We start from the raw sequence: 3,588 nt of genomic DNA on the forward strand, positions 1-3,588 counted from the left end.
GAGCGCCGCGGCGAGTATCTCGGTGACACCGTTCAGGTGATCCCGCACATCACCGACGAGATCAAGAGCCGGATCCTGGCGATGGCGCAGCCGGACGCCGACGGGAACCGTCCCGACGTGGTGATCACCGAAATCGGTGGCACCGTCGGCGACATCGAGTCCCTGCCGTTCCTGGAGGCCGCCCGACAGGTGCGCCACGAGGTCGGCCGGGACAACGTCTTCTTCCTGCACGTCTCCCTGGTGCCGTACCTGGCGCCGTCGGGTGAGTTGAAGACCAAGCCCACCCAGCACTCCGTTGCCGCGCTGCGCAGCATCGGCATCTCGCCCGATGCGCTGATCCTGCGGTGTGACCGCGACGTGCCAGAACCGCTGAAGAACAAGATCGCCCTGATGTGCGACGTCGACATCGACGGCGTGATCTCGACGCCCGATGCGCCGTCGATCTACGACATCCCCAAGGTCCTGCACCGCGAGGAACTCGACGCCTACGTGGTGCGGCGGCTCAACCTGCCGTTCCGCGACGTCGACTGGACCGAGTGGGATGACCTGCTGCGCCGGGTGCACGAGCCGCAGGAGACCGTGCGCATCGCGCTGGTGGGCAAGTACATCGACCTTTCCGATGCCTACCTGTCGGTGGCCGAGGCGCTGCGGGCCGGCGGGTTCAAGCACCGCGCCAAGGTCGAGATCCGCTGGGTGGAGTCCGATGACTGCGAGACCGAGGCGGGCGCCGCGGCAGTGCTGGACGACGTGCACGGCGTGCTGATCCCCGGCGGGTTCGGCATCCGCGGCATCGAGGGCAAGATCGGCGCCATCCGGTATGCCCGGCGCCGTGGTCTGCCGGTGCTCGGGTTGTGTCTGGGTCTGCAGTGCATCGTCATCGAGGCGGCCCGCTCCGTCGGGCTCATCCAAGCCAACTCTGCGGAGTTCGAACCCGACACACCTGACCCGGTGATCTCGACGATGGCCGACCAGAAGGACATCGTCGCGGGCGAAGCCGATCTCGGCGGCACCATGCGCCTCGGCGCCTATCCCGCCGTCCTCGAACCGGGATCCATTGTGGCCGAGGCCTATCAGGACACCGAGGTGTCCGAACGCCATCGTCACCGCTACGAAGTGAATAACGACTACCGCGACAAGATCGCCGAAAGCGGCCTGCGGTTCTCCGGCACCTCGCCAGACGGACACCTGGTGGAGTTCGTCGAGTACGCGCCCGAGGTGCACCCGTTCCTCGTCGGAACGCAGGCCCATCCCGAGCTCAAGAGCAGGCCCACCCGCCCGCATCCGCTGTTCGTCGCGTTCATCGGGGCGGCGCTCGGTTACAAGGCCGCCGAACGGTTGCCGATGGAGATCGCCGAGCAGCGCGCCAACGGAGCCGAACTCACGGAGGATTCGGATCACGCCGTCGGGCAGCGCGTTCAAGAGCCCGTGCACCGTGGGTGAGCACGACTTCGAGGCCGTCGACAGCGAAACCCTCTACGTCGGAAAGATCTTCGCGCTGCGCGCCGACGAGGTGCGGATGCCGGGTGGGGGCACCGCCCGCCGCGAAGTCGTGGAGCACTACGGCGCCGTCGCCATCGTGGCGCTGGACGACGACCGCAACGTCGTGCTGGTGCATCAGTACCGCCACCCGGTCGGCCGTCGGCTGTGGGAACTGCCTGCCGGGCTGCTGGACATGGGCGACGAGCCGCCGGACGCCACCGCAGCGCGCGAACTCGAAGAGGAGGCGGGCCTGGCCGCCGGGCAATGGCGAGTCCTCGTCGACGTGATCTCCGCGCCCGGCTTCAGCGACGAGAGCGTGCGGGTCTTCCTGGCCACCGGGCTGACCGACGTCGGGCGGCCCGAAGCGCACGACGAGGAAGCCGACCTGACGGTGAAGCGGGTGCCGTTGGACGACGCCGTCCGCATGGTGTTGGCCGGCGAGATCGTGAATTCGCTTGCCGTCGCCGGGATTCTGGCCGCCCACGCGATGGGCGACCCGGAGTCGCTGCGCCCGGCCGACGCGCCGTGGGTGGACCGATCGACCAAGTTCCGGGCCCGCAAGGCCGCACGATGACCACGCCGTCTGCGCTTCGGGCATTGGACGACCAACTCCAGGGCTACCTCGACCACCTGGCCATCGAGCGCGGTGTGGCCGCCAACACGCTGAGCTCCTACCGCCGAGACTTGCGGCGCTACGCCGAGCACCTGATGGTGCGCGGCGTCGACGACCTGCGCGACGTCACCGAACCCGACGTCAGCGAGTTCCTGGTCGCGCTGCGCAAGGGCGACCCCGACACCGGCGCGGCCGCGCTGTCCGCCGTCTCCGCGGCCCGCGCCCTGATCGCCGTGCGGGGCCTGCACCGCTTCGCGGCCGCCGAGGGGCTGACCGATCTCGACGTGGCCCGCGCCGTGAAGCCGCCGACGCCGAGCCGTCGGCTGCCCAAGAGCCTCGCCGTCGACGAGGTGCTCGCGCTCCTGGACGGCGCAGGCGGTGACAGCGAGACCGACGGGCCGCTGACCCTGCGCAACCGGGCCCTGTTGGAGCTGCTGTATTCGACCGGGGCGCGGATCTCGGAGGCCGTCGGCCTCGACGTCGACGACGTCGACACCCACTCCCGGTCCGTCCTGCTGCGCGGCAAGGGTGGCAAGCAGCGCCTCGTCCCGATCGGCAGACCCGCTGTCAGCGCCCTGGACGCCTACCTGGTGCGCGGTCGACCGGACCTCGCCCGGCGCGGCAAGGCCACGCCCGCGATCTTCCTCAACGCCAGAGGTGGGCGGCTGTCCCGGCAGAGCGCCTGGCAGGTGCTGCAGGACGCCGCGGAACGCGCCGGGATCTCGGCCGCCGTCTCGCCGCACACCCTGCGGCACTCGTTCGCGACGCATCTGCTCGAGGGCGGCGCCGACGTCCGCGTCGTGCAGGAACTGCTCGGCCACGCCTCGGTGACCACGACGCAGATCTACACGATGGTCACCGTCAACGCGCTACGCGAAGTGTGGGCCGGAGCGCATCCGCGGGCGCGCTAGCTTCACCCCAAGTATTCGGACTCCAGCACCAGGTCGGGCAGCAGCGTCTGGTACTCCCCGTGGGTCTCGTGCTCGATGGTGTTCCATCGCTTGCCCTGTTCTTCTCGCATGTAGGCGCGGTACTTCGGGGCGCCTGGGAGCTTGACGTTGTCGGCGACGACGATCGAACCGGGGTGCAGCCAGCCGCGGTCGATGATGGCGTGCAGGTCGGTGAGATAGGCGCTCTTGTCGTGGTCGATGAACACGAAGTCGAGGGCACCGGCACCGAAACCGGGCGCGGCGGCCAGCGCGTCAAGGGTCTTGCCGCCGTCGCCGATGGTGCCGACGACGCAGGTGACGCGGTCGCCGACCCCGGCATGCTGCCAGATCCGCCGCGCATTCGCGGCGTTGGCTTCGGCCAGTTCGACGGAGAACACCGCGGCTTCCGGCGCGGCGCGGGCGATCCGCAGGGCCCCGTAGCCGACGTAGGTCCCCAGTTCCAGCGCGAGCGTCGGGTTCGCCCGCGTGACGGCTGCGTCGAGCAGGGCGCCCTTCTCATCGCCGACGTTGATCAGAAAGGACTGCTCGTAGGCAAATTCGTCGATC

4 protein-coding genes are annotated in these 3,588 nt (G+C 69.5%); 3 read left to right on the forward strand and 1 reads right to left on the reverse strand.

Features of this window, described 5'->3' with window-relative positions:
- The 3 genes from pyrG to xerD all read left to right on the forward strand — a co-directional run.
- Window positions 1-1,440 (forward strand): CTP synthase (pyrG, locus tag QOC69_RS31620; RefSeq protein WP_526446450.1); only part of this gene is annotated, 1,440 nt, incomplete at its 5' end.
- On the forward strand, window positions 1,433-2,053 hold the full coding sequence (locus QOC69_RS31625; protein ID WP_526446451.1) for an NUDIX domain-containing protein: 621 nt from the start codon (window positions 1,433-1,435) through the stop codon (window positions 2,051-2,053). The genes pyrG and QOC69_RS31625, both read left to right, overlap by 8 nt.
- Window positions 2,050-3,003, forward strand: coding sequence for a site-specific tyrosine recombinase XerD (xerD, locus tag QOC69_RS31630; RefSeq protein ID WP_526446452.1), 954 nt, complete (start codon window positions 2,050-2,052; stop codon window positions 3,001-3,003). Before QOC69_RS31625 ends, xerD begins: the two co-directional genes overlap by 4 nt.
- Window positions 3,004-3,005: 2 nt before the next feature.
- On the opposite strand, the gene QOC69_RS31635 is transcribed toward xerD, so the two are convergent.
- Window positions 3,006-3,588, reverse strand: a 583-nt coding sequence (locus QOC69_RS31635) for an O-methyltransferase (RefSeq protein ID WP_526446453.1), incomplete at its 5' end; no start/stop codon positions are given.

It is taken from the genome of Mycobacterium sp. (genome assembly GCF_032162105.1).
In the GTDB taxonomy this organism is placed as follows: domain Bacteria; phylum Actinomycetota; class Actinomycetes; order Mycobacteriales; family Mycobacteriaceae; genus Mycobacterium.